Consider the following 868-nt stretch of genomic DNA (forward strand, 5'->3'; position numbering starts at 1 on the left):
TTGCCTGCATAGCCTCTTTCATGTGTTTTGTGAGGGCGATCACCGCGCTGGCATTTCTCAGGATCACCTTAGCAGTTAATTTGGTGAACCAATCCGGGAGATAGACGTCAGACCCTCTCCCATATATCACATAAGGGATCTTCAACAGTCTGTTCGAGAGGAGAGCTGGCATCCCGCTTCCGAAGCTCTGTGCATGGACAATATCTGGCTTAATTTTTTGTAATGTCCTGACGATATCGACCCAAAAAGCAAGCACACCGACAAAGCGGATTCTGACCCTGGGCAAACGATGGATGTGAAACCCCTTCTCACAACTCTTCTCAGGCAGGCCCTCATCCAGGGATGTGATCACATGTACCTCATGCCCGTGTTGTGCTAGGTGCTCTGCTATGTAGTACGTTGCAATCTCTGTCCCGGCGAGCCATTTTGGGGGGAAGAGATTAACTAGAATTGCTATTTTCATTATGAGGCCCTCTTAGTAAAGATTCTGCGGCTTGAAGTTGTCACTTGAGGTACAGGCGTTGAAAAACTAGATTCTGCACCAATGGGCACCTCCGTCTTTGAGTTGATGTCCATTTTTCATTTCCAGACAAGGGATTTTGTATACAGATACTTTCCACTTGGCATTTTGGGGATATCGTCGACGAAATCCCATTTGATCTTACATCCCTGCCCCATAACGAGGCGTATTTTTGCATTGATATTGCTCCTATAATGATCTGGCACTTCGCCTTTGGGGACTGCCAAAATTTTGATATTATCGTAATCCTCTTGAATTACCTGGAACTTCTCTATTTCTCCTTTATTGCAAACAACGCCCAGTAGATGAATAAAATATTCTGCAGGCACTGTTGTACCATTATTCAGT

At 45.2% G+C, this 868-nt stretch carries 1 protein-coding gene and 1 pseudogene; both read right to left on the minus strand.

Going from position 1 to position 868, the window contains the following annotated elements; genetic code table 11:
- On the minus strand, positions 1 to 463 hold a 463-nt coding region (locus tag EI28_RS12455; protein ID WP_048115317.1), incomplete at its 3' end, for a glycosyltransferase.
- 116 nt (positions 464 to 579) lie between these two features.
- Positions 580 to 868 (minus strand): annotated as a pseudogene (locus tag EI28_RS14210) (phenylacetate--CoA ligase family protein); the annotation flags it as partial.

It is taken from the genome of Methanoculleus sp. MH98A, from assembly GCF_000691865.1.
GTDB lineage: Archaea > Halobacteriota > Methanomicrobia > Methanomicrobiales > Methanoculleaceae > Methanoculleus.